The following is a 16,741-nucleotide window of genomic DNA, read 5'->3' on the forward strand; positions in this document are numbered from 1 at the left end:
CTGTTTACATGGAGCTGACCAATCGGTATGCGACAATCCGACCGATTCGCAGCCCTCATGGATAGCCAATGCTCCGTTTTGCTCTTTTTGCGCTGCTGGGCGCCACCTCTCTTTCCGCCTGCGCGCAGCCGGCTTCGCCCACCGGCGGCACTGCCGCTGCCAAGCCGGCCGCCGCCGCTCCTGCCGGTGCCCCGGGCGACCAGCGCGTGCGTGCGGCGCTGCTGCAGCTGGATCCGAACTTCAAGCCCGACTTCATCGGCGCCGCGCCGTTCCCGGGTTTCCGCGAAGTGGTGGTCGGCGGGCAGGTGCTGTACGTGTCCGACGACGGCCGCTACCTGTTCCAGGCGCAGCCGTTCGACATCCAGGAAAAGCAGTTCGCCTCCAGCGAGGGCCTGCTGAACTACCGCCGCAAGCTGCTGGAATCGGCGCCGCGCACCGAGCGCATCGTGTTCGCCCCGGCCAACCCGAAGTACACCATCAGCGTGTTCACCGACATCGAATGCGGCTACTGCCGCAAGCTGCACAGCGAGATCGCCGAGCTCAACAAGCAGGGCATCGCGGTGGAGTACCTGGCGTTCCCGCGCATGGGCCTGGGCAGCCAGGACTACAAGGACATGGTCGCGGTGTGGTGCGCTGCCGACAAGAAGAAGGCGCTGACCGAGGCCAAGGCCAGCGGCAAGGTGCCGGGCGCGGCCAACTGCAAGAACCCGGTGACCATGCAGTACAACCTGGGCCAGCGCCTGGGCGTCAACGGCACCCCGGCGATCTTCGCCCCGGACGGCACCCAGCTCGGCGGCTACCTGCCGCCGGCGCAGCTGCGCCAGGCGCTGGACAAGCGCGCGGCCGAAACGGGCCGGGCGGGGGGCAGCCGCTAAGCGGTCGGGACTCGGGACTCGGGACTCGGAAAAGCGGGTTCCGGGTGGCTGATCCGTTGTCGGCGGGCGATACGTCAAGTGCGAACTGGTTCCTGATTTCCCTGGGTTTTTTGCGGTCGCCGGCAACTGCTTTTGCGAGTCCCGAGTCCCCAGTCCCGAGTCCCGGCTACACTACGCAGCCCGTTTACCTCACACGGTTCCCCGGACATGATCGTCCTCGAGGGCGCTTCCGCCCTTTCGCCGTTCCGCCGCGCTCGGCTCGAAACCCGCCTGCAATCCGTCGTTCCCGGTCTGCGCATCGCCGGCGCCTGGCACGTCTACTTCATCGACAGCGACGCCGACGGCGCGGTGGATAGCGCCGCCGCGCAGCGCATCCTGCAGGCGCAGGACGCGCCGATCGCGGCCGAGGCCGGCACCTGCTCGCGCTACGTGGTGCCGCGGCTCGGCACGCGCTCGCCGTGGTCGAGCAAGGCCACCGAGCTGGTGCGCGGCGCCGGCCTGGCGATCCGCCGCGTGGAGCGCGGCACCCGCCTGGACCTGGCCGGCTGGCCGGAAGACGCCAGCCAGCAGGCCGCGCTGGCCAAGCTGCTGCACGACCCGATGACCCAGTCGCTGCTGGACAGCGCCGAGCAGGCGCAGGCGCTGTTCCAGGCGCCGGCACGCGGCGACGTCGAGCGCATCGCGCTGGACCAGCTGGAGGCGGCCAACGCGCGGCTGGGCCTGGCCCTGGCCCAGGACGAAATCGATTACCTGCGCCAGCGCTTCGGCGAACTCGGCCGCGATCCGGCCGACGTCGAGCTGATGATGTTCGCGCAGGCCAATTCCGAGCACTGCCGGCACAAGATATTCAACGCCAGCTGGAGCATCGACGGCAAGGAGCAGGACCGCTCGCTGTTCCGGATGATCAAGCACACCCACCAGCAGACCCCGCAGCACACGCTCAGCGCGTACAGCGACAACGCGGCGGTGGTGGAAGGGCATCCGGCCGCGCGCTACCGCCCGGATCCGGCCAGCGGCGAGTACCGCAGCGAGGCGGTGACGCCGTCGGCGTTCTGCATCAAGGTCGAGACCCACAACCACCCGACCGCGATCGCGCCGTTCCCGGGCGCGGCCACCGGCGCCGGCGGCGAGATCCGCGACGAGGGCGCCACCGGCCGCGGCGGCAAGCCCAAGGCCGGCCTGACCGGCTTCAGCGTCTCGCACCTGCGCATCCCGACCCTGCCGCAGCCGTGGGAAGGCGAGCGCCCGTTGAACCCGCGCATGGCCCCGGCGCTGGAGATCATGCTCGAGGCCCCGCTCGGCGGCGCCGCGTTCAACAACGAATTCGGCCGGCCCAACCTGCTCGGCTATTTCCGCAGCTTCGAGCTGCCCGAGGCGCAGGACCTGACCCGCGCCTACGACAAGCCGATCATGCTCGCCGGTGGCCTCGGCGCGATCGACCGCATCCAGGTCGAGAAGCTCCGCCTGCAGCCGGGCGATGCGGTGATCGTGCTCGGCGGCCCGGCGATGCTGATCGGCCTGGGCGGCGGCGCGGCCAGTTCGGTGGCCTCCGGCGACAGCGCCGAGGACCTGGATTTCGCCAGCGTGCAGCGCGACAACCCGGAGATGGAGCGGCGCGTGCAGGAGGTCATCGACCGCGGCGTGGCGCTGGGCGCGGACAATCCGATCCGCTGGTTCCACGACGTCGGCGCCGGCGGCCTGTCCAACGCCATTCCCGAGTTGCTGCACGACTCGGGCGTGGGCGGCATCGTCGACCTGGACCGCGTGCCCAGCGACGACCCGTCGCTGTCGCCGATGCAGCTGTGGTGCAACGAATCGCAGGAGCGTTACGTGCTGGGCGTGCCGCAGGCGCGCCTGGCCGAATTCGCCGCGATCTGCGAGCGCGAGCGCTGCCCGTTCGCCGCGGTCGGCGTGGCGACCGCCGAAGAACGGCTCGTGGTGGGCTATGGAGTGCTCGGGACTCGGGACTCGGGACTCGGGACTCGGATGGAGCAAATGCAGGCGGTGAGCCCGCTGCATGCGTCCGCCGTTGATCTCGCCGTTCCCGCTGAACCGGCTTCTGCCGAGTCCCGAGTCCCGAGTCCCGAGTCCCGCCAGCACCCCATCGACCTGCCGATGGACCTGCTCTTCGGCAAGCCGCCGAAGATGCACCGCGATGCGCGGCGGCCGCCGGCGCCGCGCTGGCCGGAGCTGGACACCGACACGCTGGACCTGCGCCAGGCCGGGTTGCGCGTGCTGGCGCATCCGGCGGTGGCGGCGAAGAGTTTCCTGGTCACGATCGGCGACCGCAGCGTCGGCGGCCTGACCGCGCGCGAGCAGATGATCGGCCCGTGGCAGCTGCCGCTGGCCGATTGCGCGATCACCCTGGCCGGCTTCGACACCTACGCCGGCGAAGCGATGGCGATCGGCGAGCGCACCCCGCTGGCGCTGCTCGATGCCGCCGCCGCCGCGCGCATGGCGGTCGGCGAAGCGATCACCAACCTGTGCGCGGCGCCGGTCGAGGCGCTGGCCCAGGTCAAGCTGTCGGCGAACTGGATGGCCGCGGCCAACCACGCCGGCGAGGACGCGCGGCTTTACGCCGCGGTCAAGGCGGTGGGCATGGAACTGTGCCCGCAGCTGGACCTGAGCATCCCGGTCGGCAAGGATTCGCTGTCGATGCAGGCGCAGTGGGTGGTGGCCGGGACTCGGGACTCGGGACTCGGGACTCGGCAAGAGCAAGAGCCTGGTTCCGCGCCATTCCGCAATGCCGACACCGCCGCTGTCACGAGTCCCGAGTCCCGAGTCCCGAGTCCCGGCGAAACGCATAAAAGCGTTTCGCCAGTCTCCCTCATCGTCACCGCGTTCGCCCCGGTGGCCGACGCGCGCACCCAGCTGACGCCGTTGCTGGCGCGCGAGGCCGAGAGCGAGCTGTGGCTGATCGGGCTGGGCGGCGGCAAGCAGCGCCTGGGCGGGTCGGTGCTGGCGCAGGTGCATGCCGAGGGCGGCCTGCCGGCGTTCGGCGGCGCGGTGCCGGACCTGGACGATGCGCAGCGGCTGCGCGCGTTCTTCGAACTGATCCGCGATGCGCGCGAGGCCGGGCTGCTGCTGGCCTACCACGACCGCAGCGACGGCGGCGCCTTCGCCAGCCTGTGCGAGATGGCGTTCGCCTCGCGCCAGGGCCTGGAGATCAACCTCGATGCCTGGGGCGACGATCCGTTCCGCAGCCTGTTCAACGAGGAACTGGGCGCGGTGGTGCAGGTCGCCAACGAGGACCGCGCCGCGTTCGCCGACCTGATCGAGCGGCATGCGCTGACCGAGTGCGCGCAGCGCATCGCCCGCCCCAGCACCGCCGCGGTGGTGCGCGTGGGCCTGGCCGGCAAGACCCTGGTCGAATGGCGCTGGGAAGAGCTGTTCGACGCGTGGTGGTCGGTCAGCCACGCCATGCAGAAGCTGCGCGACAACCCCGACAGCGCCGACGAGGAACGCGCGGTGGCGCGCGATTTCGCCGCGCCGGGGCTGAAGCCGAAGCTGGTCTTCGACCCGGCCGAGGACGTGGCCGCGCCGTTCGTCGCCAGCGGCCAGCGGCCGAAGGTGGCGATCCTGCGCGAGCAGGGCGTCAATGGCCAGATCGAGATGGCCAATGCGTTCGAGCGCGCCGGCTTCCGCGCCTTCGACGTGCACATGAGCGACCTGATCGCCGGCCGCGTGGACCTGGCCGGCTTCGTCGGCCTGGCCGCCTGCGGCGGCTTCAGCTACGGCGACGTGCTCGGCGCCGGCCGCGGCTGGGCCACCTCGATCCTGGAGCGGCCCGCGCTGCGCGATGCGTTCGCGGCGTTCTTCGCGCGTCCGGACAGCTTCGCACTGGGTGTGTGCAACGGCTGCCAGATGCTGAGCCAGCTCAAGGACATCATCCCCGGCGCCGAGCACTGGCCGCGCTTCCTGCGCAACCGCAGCGAGCAGTTCGAGGCGCGCACCAGCCTGCTGGAAGTGGTGGAGTCGCCGTCGATCTTCCTGCGCGGCATGGCCGGTTCGCGGATCCCGGTGGCGGTGGCGCACGGCGAAGGCCGTGCCGAGTTCGACAATGCCGTGGACCAGGCCGCCGCGCGCGTGGCGCTGCGCTTCGTCGATGGCAACGGCGAGGTCGCCGCGCGCTATCCGCTGAACCCGAACGGTTCGCCCGACGGCATCACCGGCCTGACCAGCGACGACGGCCGGGTCACGATCCTGATGCCGCATCCCGAGCGCACCCCGCGCGCGCTCAACCTCAGCTGGCACCCCGAAGGCTGGGCGGATGCCTCGCCGTGGCTGCGCATGTTCCGCAACGCGCGGGTGTGGGTGGGCTGAGCGCGCCCACCTGCCGCGTCCGCCATCGGCGGGCGCGGCGGCATGTCGCAAGCGAGCACGCCCTGCGCCGGCCCGGCGCAGAGGGGCTATGCACAGCTCTGCTGTTCCCTTCTCCCACCGGGAGAAGGGAACAGCAGGAGCGGATGAGGGTCCGGGCGCAGCCTCGCGCACCCAACTCCGCGAGCCGCTTCGCGCCGGACCCTCACCCCACCCCCTCTCCCGGTGGGAGAGGGGCTGCCGCTGTTCCCTTCTCCCACCGGGAGAAGGTGCCCCGCAGGGGCGGATGAGGGTCCGGGCGCAGCCTCGCGCTCCCAACTCCACGAGCCGCTTCGCGCCGCACCCTCATCCCAACCCCTCTCCCGACGGGAGAGGGGCGATGCACTTCTCCCGGCGGGAACCTGCAACCGGCTGAAGAAAACCCCGATTCGCACCCCTCGGCAGCGGCCTGGCCGGCGCCTGCTGCTGCCGGCCAATGGCGGCGTTCTGCGCAGTTGCGCTTGTGCACGGCGGAATACGACCCCGGCCCCAGGTCGGCGGCAAGCCCTCTGCGCCATCATCCCGATTTGCGTCAAACCCTTGGCGCAGCGGCGAATGGCGCCACCGCCCGGTGTCAACGCATGGCAAGTAGCGTGCCGGGAATTTGGCGGAATGTCTTGTTTTGATTGAAATTTATCAAAAAATTAACAATTTAGTGATGAATCCGGGACTTTCATCCCTGTTCGTGCCGTTTTTAGTCAAAAACTTGACGTAATCAAGATACGGGGTTAACACTCCAGACAGTTCCGCATTTCATCTCAGTTCATCAAGGCAGACGGGCCGCGACACACGCAGGCCTGTCGTGCCCGAGCCGGGGATGCGGCGCGAATACCGACAGGGGGTCGGCCGGCTGGAATGCCGGGCGAGGGTGGCTTTTTGACCAAAAACCAGCCTATTGAGGAGCAGTACTCGATGAATCGGATTTATCGCAAGGTCTGGAACAAGGCGTTGGGGATGTGGACCGTGGCCTCGGAACTGGCCAGCGGCGACTCCCGCGGCCAGCTGGTTCGCGAAGGCAGGGCTGGACGCGCGCAGGGCCTGGCCTTGTCGGCCGCGATCGCCATGGCGCTGGGCGCCGGCGGATCGATGCTGCCCTCGGCCGCACAGGCGCAGGCGCTGCAGATCGGCGACGGCGCCAGCGCCAGCGGCGACTACGCCACCGCGGTCGGCGCCGAAAGCAACGCCAGCGGCGAGCAGAGCACCGCCACCGGCGCGGCCAGCAACGCCAGCGGCGACGGCAGCGTGGCCAGCGGCGCGCTCAGCGAAGCGAACGGCCTGGAATCCACCGCCCTCGGCTACTACAGCACCGCCAGCGGCATCGGCGCGACCACGCTCGGCGCCGAAAGCATCGCCAACGGCACCGCCACCGCGGCGCTCGGCCTGGGCGCCACCGCCGATGCCGACTTCGCGACCGCCGTCGGCGGCTTCGCCACCGCGTCCGGCTACAACAGCACCGCGCTGGGCAATGCCGCCGTGGCGCAGGGCGAGAACAGCGTGGCGCTGGGCGCCGATGCGCTCGCCGATCGCGACAACAGCGTGTCGGTCGGCAAGGCCGGCGGCGAACGCCAGATCACCAACGTCGCCGCCGGCAGCGAAGCCACCGACGCGGTCAACGTGGCGCAGCTGGATGCGGTGAAGCAGACCGCCGACACCACCGCCAGGTATTTCCAGTCCAGCGGCAGCGCCGACAGCGATGCCGGCGCCTACGTGGAAGGCGACAACGCACTGGCCGCCGGCGAAGCCGCCAATGCGATCGGCAACGGCAGCAGCGCGCTCGGCAGCGGCGCCACCAGCGTGGGCGGCAATGCGACCGCGGTGGGCAGCAACGCGACCGCGACGGGCGCTTCGGCGACCGCGGTCGGCGGTGCGCTGTCGATCGTCGATGAGAACGGCGAGGTGCTGCTGGAAGGCACCACCAGCGCCGCGGCGCAGGGCGCCAGCGCGTTCGGCGCCGGCGCGCAGGGCAATGGCGCGTTCAGCACCGCACTCGGTAGCGCGGCGCGCGCCGACGGCGTGCAGAGCACGGCCACCGGTTTCTCCGCCGAGGCCGGCGGCCTCGCCAGCACCGCGAACGGCGGCTTCAGCCAGGCCGGCGGCGATTTCGCTTCCGCGTTCGGTTACGGCGCCAATGCCAGCGGCGGCGGCGCCGTGGCGCTCGGCGAATCGAGCCTGGCCAGCGGCGAATCCAGCACCGCGGTCGGCGGCAGCGTGCTCGGCCTGTTCACCACCGAAGCGCAGGGCGAAGGCGGTTCGGCGTTCGGCGCCGGCGCCTGGGCCAACGGCGCGTTCTCCACCTCGATCGGCTGGCTGAGTTCGGCCGACGGCGACTCCAGCACCGCGCTCGGCGGCGCTTCCTGGGCGCAGGCCGAGGACTCCACCGCGTTGGGCTACGGCGCCAAGGCCGCGGCCACCGGCAGCGTCGCGCTGGGCCAGGGTTCCACCGCCGACCGCGCCGGCACGGTGTCGGTCGGCAGCGCCGGCAACGAGCGCCAGATCGCCAATGTCGCCGCCGGCACCGAGGGCACCGATGCGGTGAACCTGGACCAGCTCGATGCGGTCGCCAGCGTCGCCGACACCACCGCGCGCCTGTTCGCCGCCAACGGCGAAGGCAGCGCGCTGGCGCAGGGCGAGGAGGCCACCGCCTCCGGCTCCAACGCCCTGGCCGACGGCGACTACGCCACCGCGCTCGGCTCCAGCAGCTTCGCCGGCGGCACTGCGGCCTCGGCGATCGGCAGCGGCGCCGTGGCCAATGGCCGGAACGCCAGCGCGCTCGGCGCCAACGCCACCGCCGACGGCGAATCGGCGACCGCGCTCGGCGGTGTCGCCACCGTGTACGAGTACGACGAGGACGGCTTCATCGTCGGCAGCCGCGAGCAGACCACGCAGGCGCTGGGCACCGCGGCCACCGCGGTCGGCGGCGGCGCGCAGGCGCTGGATGCGCTGAGCACCGCGGTCGGCACCGGCAGTTCCGCCAGCGGCGTGCAGAGCACCGCGCTGGGCTACCACGCGCAGACCTTCCAGGACGGCGCCACCGCGGTCGGCGGCCTGTCCGAAGTGTCCGGCGCACTGGGCACGGCGGTGGGCTACGGCTCGCGCGCCGCCGGCGATTACGCCACCGCGGCCGGCATCGGCGCGCGCGCGACCGCGACCAGCACCGTGGCGGTGGGCATGAACTCGCTGGCCAGCGGCACCGACAGCGTGGCGATCGGCGGGGTCAGCACCGCCGCCGAGAGCGCCGGCAACAGCGTCGGCATCACCGCCGCGACCGGCGTCGGCGGCGTCGCCCTGGGCGCGGGCGCGCAGAGCCAGGGCGACTACGCGATCGCACTGGGCTACAACGCCAACGTGTTCCCGAACCTGGAGAACGGTACCGCCGACTCGGTGGCGATCGGCCACAGCGCCGGGTCGTTCGCACCGCACACCGTCTCGCTCGGCGCCCATGCGCTGTCCGCGGGCGAGGGCGGGGTGGCGATCGGCCAGGCGTCCACGGCGTGGACCGCCAACAGTGTGGCCCTCGGCGCCGATGCGGTGACCTCGATGTTCCACGACAGCAGCACCGCGATCGGCGCCAACAGCGCGGCCAACGGCACCGACGCGACCGCGATCGGCTACGGCGCGCGGGTCAGCAGCTGGCTCGAGGACGCGCAGAACCGTTCGGCATCCAGCGCGGTCGCGCTCGGCGCGTATTCCTACGCGGACCGCGACAACAGCGTCTCGGTCGGCGACGTGGGCAGCGGCCTGACCCGGCAGATCACCAGCGTCGCCGCCGGCACCGAGGCCACCGATGCGGTCAACGTCGCGCAGCTGCAGGCGGCGGGCAAGTACCTGCAGGCCAGTGCCGGCAACAGCGACGCCGGCGCCTATGTCGAAGGCGACGATGCGCTGGCCGCGGGCGAAGCGGCCAATGCCATCGGCAACGGCAGCACCGCGCTCGGCGGCGGCGCCGATGCGCTGAGCAGCGGCGCCACCGCGGTGGGCAGCGGCGCGGTCGCGGCGGGGCAGAACAGCGCCGCGTTCGGCACCAATGCGCAGGCCACCGGCCCGGCGGCGGTGGCCGTGGGCGGGGTGGCGGTCGACGAGAACGGCGATCCGCTGATCACCAACGGCGGCGTGGCGGTGGACACCGGCGCGACCAGCGCCGGCGTCGGCGGCACCGCGCTGGGCGCCAGCGCCGATGCCGGCGGCTTCGCCGCCTCGGCGGTGGGCGTGGGCGCCTACGCCAGCGGTGCGCAGGCCTCGGCGTTCGGCGCGGTGGCCAATGCCAGCGGCGACTACGCCACCGCGGTCGGCACGCAGAGCGCGGCGAGCGGCGCCAGCAGCGTCGCCGTCGGCGGCCCGGCCGACCTGATCCCGGGCCTGGGCCTGTTCGTGCAGACCCAGGCCAGCGGGCAGAGCGCGGCGGCGTTCGGCGCCGGCGCGATCGCCTCGGGCGATTACAGCCTGGCCAGCGGCAGCCTCAGCGAGGCCTCCGGCCTGGAAAGCACCGCGCTGGGCTACTTCGCCTATGCGCCGGGCGCCTTCGCCAGCGCGCTCGGCGCAGAGGCCTGGGCCAGCGGCGCCAACAGCACCGCGCTCGGCTACTACAGCACCGCGCTCGCCGCCGACAGCGTGGCGCTGGGATCCAACTCGGTCGCGCGCCGCGCCAATACGGTGTCGGTCGGCGATGTGGGCAGCGAGCGGCAGATCGCCAACGTCGCCGCCGGCAGCCAGGCCACCGACGCGGTCAACGTGGCGCAGCTGGATGCGGTGAAGCAGACCGCCGAGACCACCGCCAGGTTCTTCACCAGCAGCGGCAGCGGCACGGTCGGCGCGTACGCCGATGGCGAGGGCGCGCTTGCGGCAGGCGATGCGGCCAACGCCTACGGCAACGGCGCGGCCGCGTACGGCAGCGGTGCCGCCGCGATCGGCAGCGATGCGGTCGCGCTCGGCAACGGCAGCACCGCCGGCGGCGCCGGCAGCACCGCGATCGGCGGACAGGGCCAGGCCTTCGACCAGTACAACCAGCCGATCACCGATGCCGACGGCAATGCGCAACTGATTGGCGCCAACGCCGGCGAGAACGCCACCGCCATCGGTGCCGGCGCGCAGGCCACCGGTGCGCTGGCGACCGCCACCGGCTACGGCGCGCAGGCCACCGGCGACCACAGCACCGCCGGCGGCTACAAGGCGCGTGCGACCGGCAGCTACAGCCTGGCGCAGGGCGACAACGCCTGGGCCAGCGGCGACGACGCCAGCGCCAGCGGCGCCTATGCCTGGGCCACCGCCGACGGCGCCTCGGCGTTCGGCGCCTCGGCCTGGGCGACCGGCAGCAATGCCTCGGCGTTCGGTACCGGCGCGTGGGCCAGCGGCAGCGGCGCCACCTCGATCGGCTTCAACAGCTGGGCACCGGGCCTCAGCGCCACCGCGGTGGGGCGTGGTGCGTTCGGCTACGGCGACTACAGCGTGGCGATGGGCTTCCAGGCGCTGGGCAACCAGGTCAACACGATCGCCATTGGCACCAATACCCTGGCCGATGCGGAAAGCGCGGTGGCGATCGGCGCCGGCAGCGAGGCGACCGCCTCCAACGCCGTGGCGCTGGGCGCAGGGTCCGTCGCCGATCGCGCCTACAGCGTGTCGGTGGGCAGCGCCGGCAACGAGCGCCAGATCACCAACGTCGCCGCCGGCACCGAAGCCACCGACGCGGTCAACGTGGCGCAGCTGGATGCGGTCAAGCAGGCCGCCGAAACCACCAGCAAGTACTTCCAGGCCAGCGGCAGCGACGCCAGCGACGCCGGCGCCTATGTCGAAGGCGACAATGCGCTGGCCGCCGGCGAGGCGGCCAATGCGATCGGCGACGGCAGCACCGCGCTGGGCGGCGGCGCCAATGCGCTGGCCGCCGGGGCCACCGCGATCGGCTTCAACGCGGTGTCCAGCGGCAGCGATGCGGTCGCGCTCGGCAGCGACAGCCAGGCGCTGGGCCAGGACAGCATCGCCATCGGCAACGGTGCGCTGGCCAGCGACATCGGCGCCACCGCGAGCGGTGCCGGCGCGCAGGCCAGCGGGACCTATTCCACCGCCACCGGCAGCGAAGCGGTGGCCTCGGACAACCAGGCCACGGCCACCGGTTTCCGCAGCAGCGCCTCGAACATCGGCGCCACCGCGCTCGGCGGCTACAGCGAGGCCAGCGGCTACCTGTCCTCGGCGCTGGGCTACGGGGCGCTGGCCGCCGGCGACTACGGCACCGCGGTCGGCGTCGCCTCCACCGCTTCCGGCACCAGCAGCGTGGCGGTGGGCGAGTACAGCGTGGCCTCCGGCGAGGAGAGCGTCGCGGTCGGCGGTACCTCGTTCTTCGGGCTGATTCCGGCCGAGGCCTCCGGTGCCAATTCGTCAGCCTTCGGCGCCGGCGCCGGCGCCACCGCCGATTTCAGCACCGCCATCGGCAGCCTGGCCTACGCCAGCGCCGCCGATTCCAGCGCCTTCGGCTACGGCGCCTACGCGTCCGCCAGCAACAGCGTGGCCCTGGGCACGCTGTCCGAGGCCGACCGTGCCAACACCGTGTCGGTGGGCAGCGTCGGCAGCGAGCGGCAGATCGTCAACGTGGCCGCCGGGACCGAGGCCACCGACGCGGTCAACGTGGCGCAGCTGGATGCGGTCAAGCAGTCCGCCGATGCCACCGGCAGGCAGTTCAAGGCCAACGGCGGCGCAGAGCCGGCCGACGACGTCGGCAGCTATGTCGAGGGCAACTACGCCACCGCCGCCGGCGAGGCGTCCAACGCCTTCGGCACCGGCGCCTCGGCGTTCGGCAGCGGCGCGCTGGCCGGCGCGCGGTACGCCACCGCGTCCGGCTACAACGCCACCGCCACCGGCGAGTCCAGCACCGCGATCGGCGGTTCGCTGTACTACACCGACGCCGCCGGCAACGTGCTGCTCGACGGCACCACCACCGCCAGCGACGCCGGCGCCACCGCGCTCGGCGCGGGCGCGCAGGCCACCGCCGCGTTCAGCAGCGCCAGCGGCGCCGGCGCCACCGCCAGCGGCGTGCAGTCCACCGCCAATGGCTACAAGGCCGAAGCCACGACCGACTACAGCACCGCGGTCGGTGCGTTCAGCAGCGCCAGCGGCACCCGCACCAGTGCGTTCGGCTACGGCGCGGAGGCGGCGGGCAACTACGCCTCGGCGTTGGGCTGGGGCAGCACCGCGGCCGGCGCCTATGCCTCGGCACTGGGCTACAGCGCCCGCGCCACCGGCGAGGATGCGACCGCGCTCGGCGCGTCGGCCTGGGCCACCGCGGCGCAGACCACCGCGGTGGGCCAGTTTGCCTGGGCCACCGCGCAGGGCGGCACCGCGATCGGCCAGGATGCCTACGCCTACAGCGGCATCAACGCCACCGCGCTGGGTACCAGCGCCTGGGCCAGCGGCAGCAACAGCGTCGCACTGGGCGCCGGTTCGCGCGCCAGCGAGGCCAACGTGGTGTCGGTGGGCGGCGGCAACGGGGTCAGCGCGCCGGCCACGCGCCGCATCACCAACGTCGGCGCCGCGCTCAACGCCACCGATGCGGTGAACAAGGCGCAGCTCGACGCGGTGGCCGCGGCCGCCGGCGAGACCAGCGCCGACTTCCAGAGCTCGGGCAGCGGGGTGGCCAGCGCCAGCGGCGTCAACAGCACTGCGGCCGGTGCCGGCGCCACGGCCAGCGGCCTGCGCAGCACCGCGCTGGGCGTGGCCAGCGTCGCCAGCGGCGCCGGCGCCACCGCGTCGGGCGCCAGCAGCTCGGCCAGCGGCGCGCGCAGCACCGCGATCGGCCTGCAGACCAACGCGATCGGCGAGAACGGGGTGGCGCTGGGCTACAACAGCTTCGTGCGCAACAGCGGCAGCAACGGCGTGGCGCTCGGCGCCAACGCCGGCGTGTCGGCCGACAATGCGGTCGCGCTCGGCGCCGGTTCGCGCGTCTACGAGGCCGACACGGTGTCGCTGGGCAGCGGCAACGGCCGCGGCGGCCCGGCCACGCGGCGCATCGTCAACCTCACCGCGGGCAGCGTCGCCGCCGGCAGCACCGAGGCGATCAACGGCAGCCAGCTGTACCAGTCGCTGAGCAACATGGCCACGTTCCTCGGCGGCGGTGCCGGCCTCGGCGCGCAAGGCCTGTTCGTGGCCCCGACCTACGTGATCCAGGGCGCCAGCTACAGCAACGTCGGCGATGCGCTGGCGGCGCTGGACGGCAAGGTCAGCGAGCTGGATGCGCGCAGCGACGGCACTGCCAGTGTGTCCCGCAATGCGCGTGTCGCCAGCGTGGCGTCGGTCGCCGAGCCGGAGTCGGCGGTGGCCAGCGCGCAGGCGGTGTCCGAGTCGGCGACGGTGTCCGGCACCGCGTCCACCGCGCAGGTCGGCGAGGCGGTCGTGGCCGATGCGGGGGCGAGCGCGACCGCGACCGCGGTCGGCACCGCCGCGCGCGCCAACGACGTCACCGGCACCGCGATCGGCGGCAGCGCCTATGCGCACGGCCCCAACGACACCGCGATCGGCAGCAACGCCAAGGTCAACGCCGACGGCAGCACCGCGGTGGGCGCCAACAGCCACATCGCCGCGGTGGCGACCAATGCGGTGGCGATGGGCGAGGGCGCCAGCGTCAGCGCGGCCTCGGGCACCGCGCTGGGCCAGGGCGCCAGTGCCACGGCGCAGGGGGCGGTCGCGCTGGGCCAGGGCTCGGTCGCCGACCGCGCCAACACCGTGTCGGTGGGCAGCGCCGGCAACGAGCGCCAGGTCGCCAACGTCGCCGCCGGCACCCAGGCCACCGATGCGGTCAACAAGGGCCAGCTCGACAGCGGCGTGGCTACCGCCAAGTCGTACGCCGATTCGCGCTTCAACACGATGGCCGACAGCTTCGACGTGCTGCGCGGCGACGTCGATGCGCGCTTGCGCGACCAGGACCGCCGCATCGACCGGCAGGGCGCGATGAGCGCGGCGATGCTCAACATGGCCACCAGCGCGGCGGGCATCCGCACCCAGAACCGGGTCGGTGCCGGCGTCGGTTTCCAGAACGGCGAGTCGGCGCTGTCGGTGGGCTACCAGCGCGCCTTCAGCGAGCGCGCCACGCTGACCATCGGCGGCGCGTTCAGCGGCGACGACAGGTCGGTCGGCATCGGCGCCGGCTTCGGCTGGTGAGCCATCGCGGACGGCGGCGCGTGCCGCCGTCCGCCCACGCAATGGCCTGAGGGGGCAGACCTAAGGACCTTGGCTGGGCCGGCCAACGGATTCGGGAAAAAGGAGCTTTTTTACGGCCGCAACAGTCGCCTGATCCACGAAACTTTGAAGAGGACGTCAACGTGATCGACAAGCAAAATCTCCGTATCAATGCCATCGCCGCCGCCATGCTGGCGATGTCGCTGGGGGCCTCGAGCGCATGCGCGGCCGGTGCCGCGTCGCTGCCGGTCAAGCAGCCGGCCAAGGCCGCGCCGGCCGACGCGCAGACTTCCAGCCGCATCGTGGTGCGCTACAACGCCGGCAGCGCCGCCGCCAGCGACCGCAGCGCCAAGCTGTCGGCGGTGCAGTCGGCCGTGACCCGCGCCAGCCTGGGTGGCAGCAACGGCATCTCGCGTGCCGCGGCCGCCAGCGTGCGCGCCGAATACGTGCGTACCCTGGGCGTGGGCGCCGACCTGATCCGCCTGTCGGGCAAGCTGAGCAAGGCCGACGTGGACAAGGTGGTGGCTGAAATCGCCGCCGACCCGGCGGTCAAGTACGCGCAGGTGGACGTCAAGCTGCAGCGCACCGAGCTGCCCAAGGCGACGCTGGAGCAGCCGCAGCTGGTGCCCAACGACCCGCTGTACGCGCAGTACCAGTGGCACCTGAGCAGCGCCACCGGCGGCATCAACTCGCCGGCCGCCTGGGACGTGTCCAAGGGCGATGGCGTGGTCGTCGCGGTGCTGGATACCGGCATCCTGCCGAACCATCCGGACGTGGCGGTGAACCTGCTGCAGGGCTACGACTTCATCTCCGATGCGGAGACCTCGCGGCGTCCGACCGACGCGCGCGTGCCGGGCGCGCTGGACTACGGCGACTGGGTCGAGAACGACAACGAGTGCTATGCGGGCTCGCTCGCCGAGGACAGCTCCTGGCACGGCAGCCACGTCGCCGGCACCATCGCCGAAGCCACCAACAACGGTGTCGGCATGGCCGGCGTCGCACCGAACGCCACGGTGCTGCCGGTGCGCGTGCTCGGCAAGTGCGGCGGCTACCTGTCCGACATCGCCGACGCGATCACCTGGGCCTCCGGCGGTACCGTCGCCGGCGTGCCGGCCAACGCCAATCCGGCCGAGGTCATCAACATGAGCCTGGGCGGCAGCGGCACCTGCGACACGCTGTACCAGGATGCGATCAACGGCGCGGTGGCGCGCGGCACCACGGTGGTGGTGGCGGCCGGCAACAGCGCCGGCAATGCGGCCAACTTCCGCCCGGCCAGCTGCGCCAACGTGATCGCGGTCGGCGCGACGCGCATCACCGGCGGCATCGCCTACTACTCCAACTATGGCGCGGCGGTGGACCTGTCCGGTCCGGGCGGCGGCGGCAGCGTCGACGGCAACCCGGGCGGCTTCGTCTGGCAGAACGGCTATACCGGTGCGACCACGCCGACCTCGGGCAACTACACCTACATGGGCATGGGCGGTACCTCGATGGCCTCGCCGCACGTGGCGGCGGTGGCGGCCCTGGTGCAGAGCGCGGTGATCGCCGCCGGCAACGCGCCGCTGACCCCGGCCGCGCTGGAAACCCTGCTCAAGCAGACCGCGCGTCCGTTCCCGGTGTCGATCCCGACCAGCACCCCGATCGGTACCGGCATCGTCGATGCCAAGGCGGCGCTGGACAAGGCGCTGGAAGTGCCGTGCGACCCGCAGACCGAAGAGTGCGCGCCGCCGGCGACCGCGCTGACCAACAAGGTGGCGGTGGCCGGGTTGACCGGTGCGGCAGGCAACGAAGTGCTGTACAGCTTCGAGGCCAAGGCCGGCGCGGTGCTGAGCTTCCTCACCTACGGCGGCAGCGGCGACGTGTCGCTGTACGTGAGCTTCGACAAGGAGCCGAGCGCCACCAGCTACGACGCCAAGTCGACCCGTCCGGGCAACAACGAGACGGTGCGCTTCACCGCGCCGCAGGCCGGCACCTACTACGTCAAGCTGGTCGGCACCGCGAGCTACAGCGGCGTCAGCCTGGTCGCGCGCCAGTAAACGTGCGCCAGGCGGTGCCGGAAACGGCGCCGGAGAAACCAGGAAACCCGGCTTCGGCCGGGTTTCCTGCATTCGGGCAGCGGCAAATCGCGACTGTGCCGCGGATGCCGCTGGTGGCGGATCGCCCCGCGCGGCGCCATGGACGGGCCCGTCCATGGCGGTTGTGCGCTGCAGCGCCGGTGTCGCTGCAGCCATGCCTGCGGCGCCGCAACGCGCGATGCTGCGCGCCGCACATGTCATGCCAATGACGCCGTGCAGCGCGGCTGCGGCCTCGTAGACAGTCGCGGCGGCCGATGTCGCGCGGTTGGGCGGCAGGTC

At 72.4% G+C, this 16,741-nt stretch carries 4 protein-coding genes and 1 pseudogene; all 5 read left to right on the forward strand.

Features of this window, described 5'->3' with window-relative positions; translation table 11 throughout:
- Positions 1–68: 68 nt before the first annotated feature.
- The 5 genes and pseudogenes from NRY95_03750 (at position 69) to NRY95_03770 (ending at position 16,423) form a co-directional block, all read left to right on the forward strand.
- Positions 69–875 carry a DsbC family protein gene (locus NRY95_03750; protein UYC17094.1) on the forward strand — a complete coding sequence of 269 codons (807 nt, stop codon included), beginning with the start codon at positions 69–71 and terminating at the stop codon, positions 873–875.
- 207 nt (positions 876–1,082) lie between these two features.
- A complete protein-coding gene (gene purL / locus NRY95_03755) occupies positions 1,083–5,198 on the forward strand; it encodes a phosphoribosylformylglycinamidine synthase (protein ID UYC17095.1) in 4,116 nt (1,371 codons plus the stop codon).
- A 990-nt stretch (positions 5,199–6,188) separates the two neighbouring features.
- Positions 6,189–11,860, forward strand: a pseudogene (locus tag NRY95_03760) (cell surface protein).
- Between the two features lie 391 nt (positions 11,861–12,251).
- Entirely contained in the window at positions 12,252–14,372 is a 2,121-nt protein-coding gene (locus tag NRY95_03765) for a YadA-like family protein (protein ID UYC18490.1), read from the forward strand.
- A 161-nt stretch (positions 14,373–14,533) separates the two neighbouring features.
- Positions 14,534–16,423 carry a S8 family serine peptidase gene (locus NRY95_03770; protein UYC17096.1) on the forward strand — a complete coding sequence of 630 codons (1,890 nt, stop codon included), beginning with the start codon at positions 14,534–14,536 and terminating at the stop codon, positions 16,421–16,423.
- Positions 16,424–16,741 lie beyond the last annotated feature (318 nt).

This window comes from Xanthomonas campestris pv. phormiicola (assembly GCA_025666215.1).
GTDB lineage: Bacteria > Pseudomonadota > Gammaproteobacteria > Xanthomonadales > Xanthomonadaceae > Xanthomonas_A > Xanthomonas_A campestris_A.

Coding starts and splice junctions, on each gene's coding strand:
- NRY95_03750 (UYC17094.1), top strand. CDS start 69: ATGCTCCGTTTTGCTCTTTTTGCGCTGCTGGGCGCCACCTCTCTTTCC.
- purL (UYC17095.1), top strand. CDS start 1,083: ATGATCGTCCTCGAGGGCGCTTCCGCCCTTTCGCCGTTCCGCCGCGCT.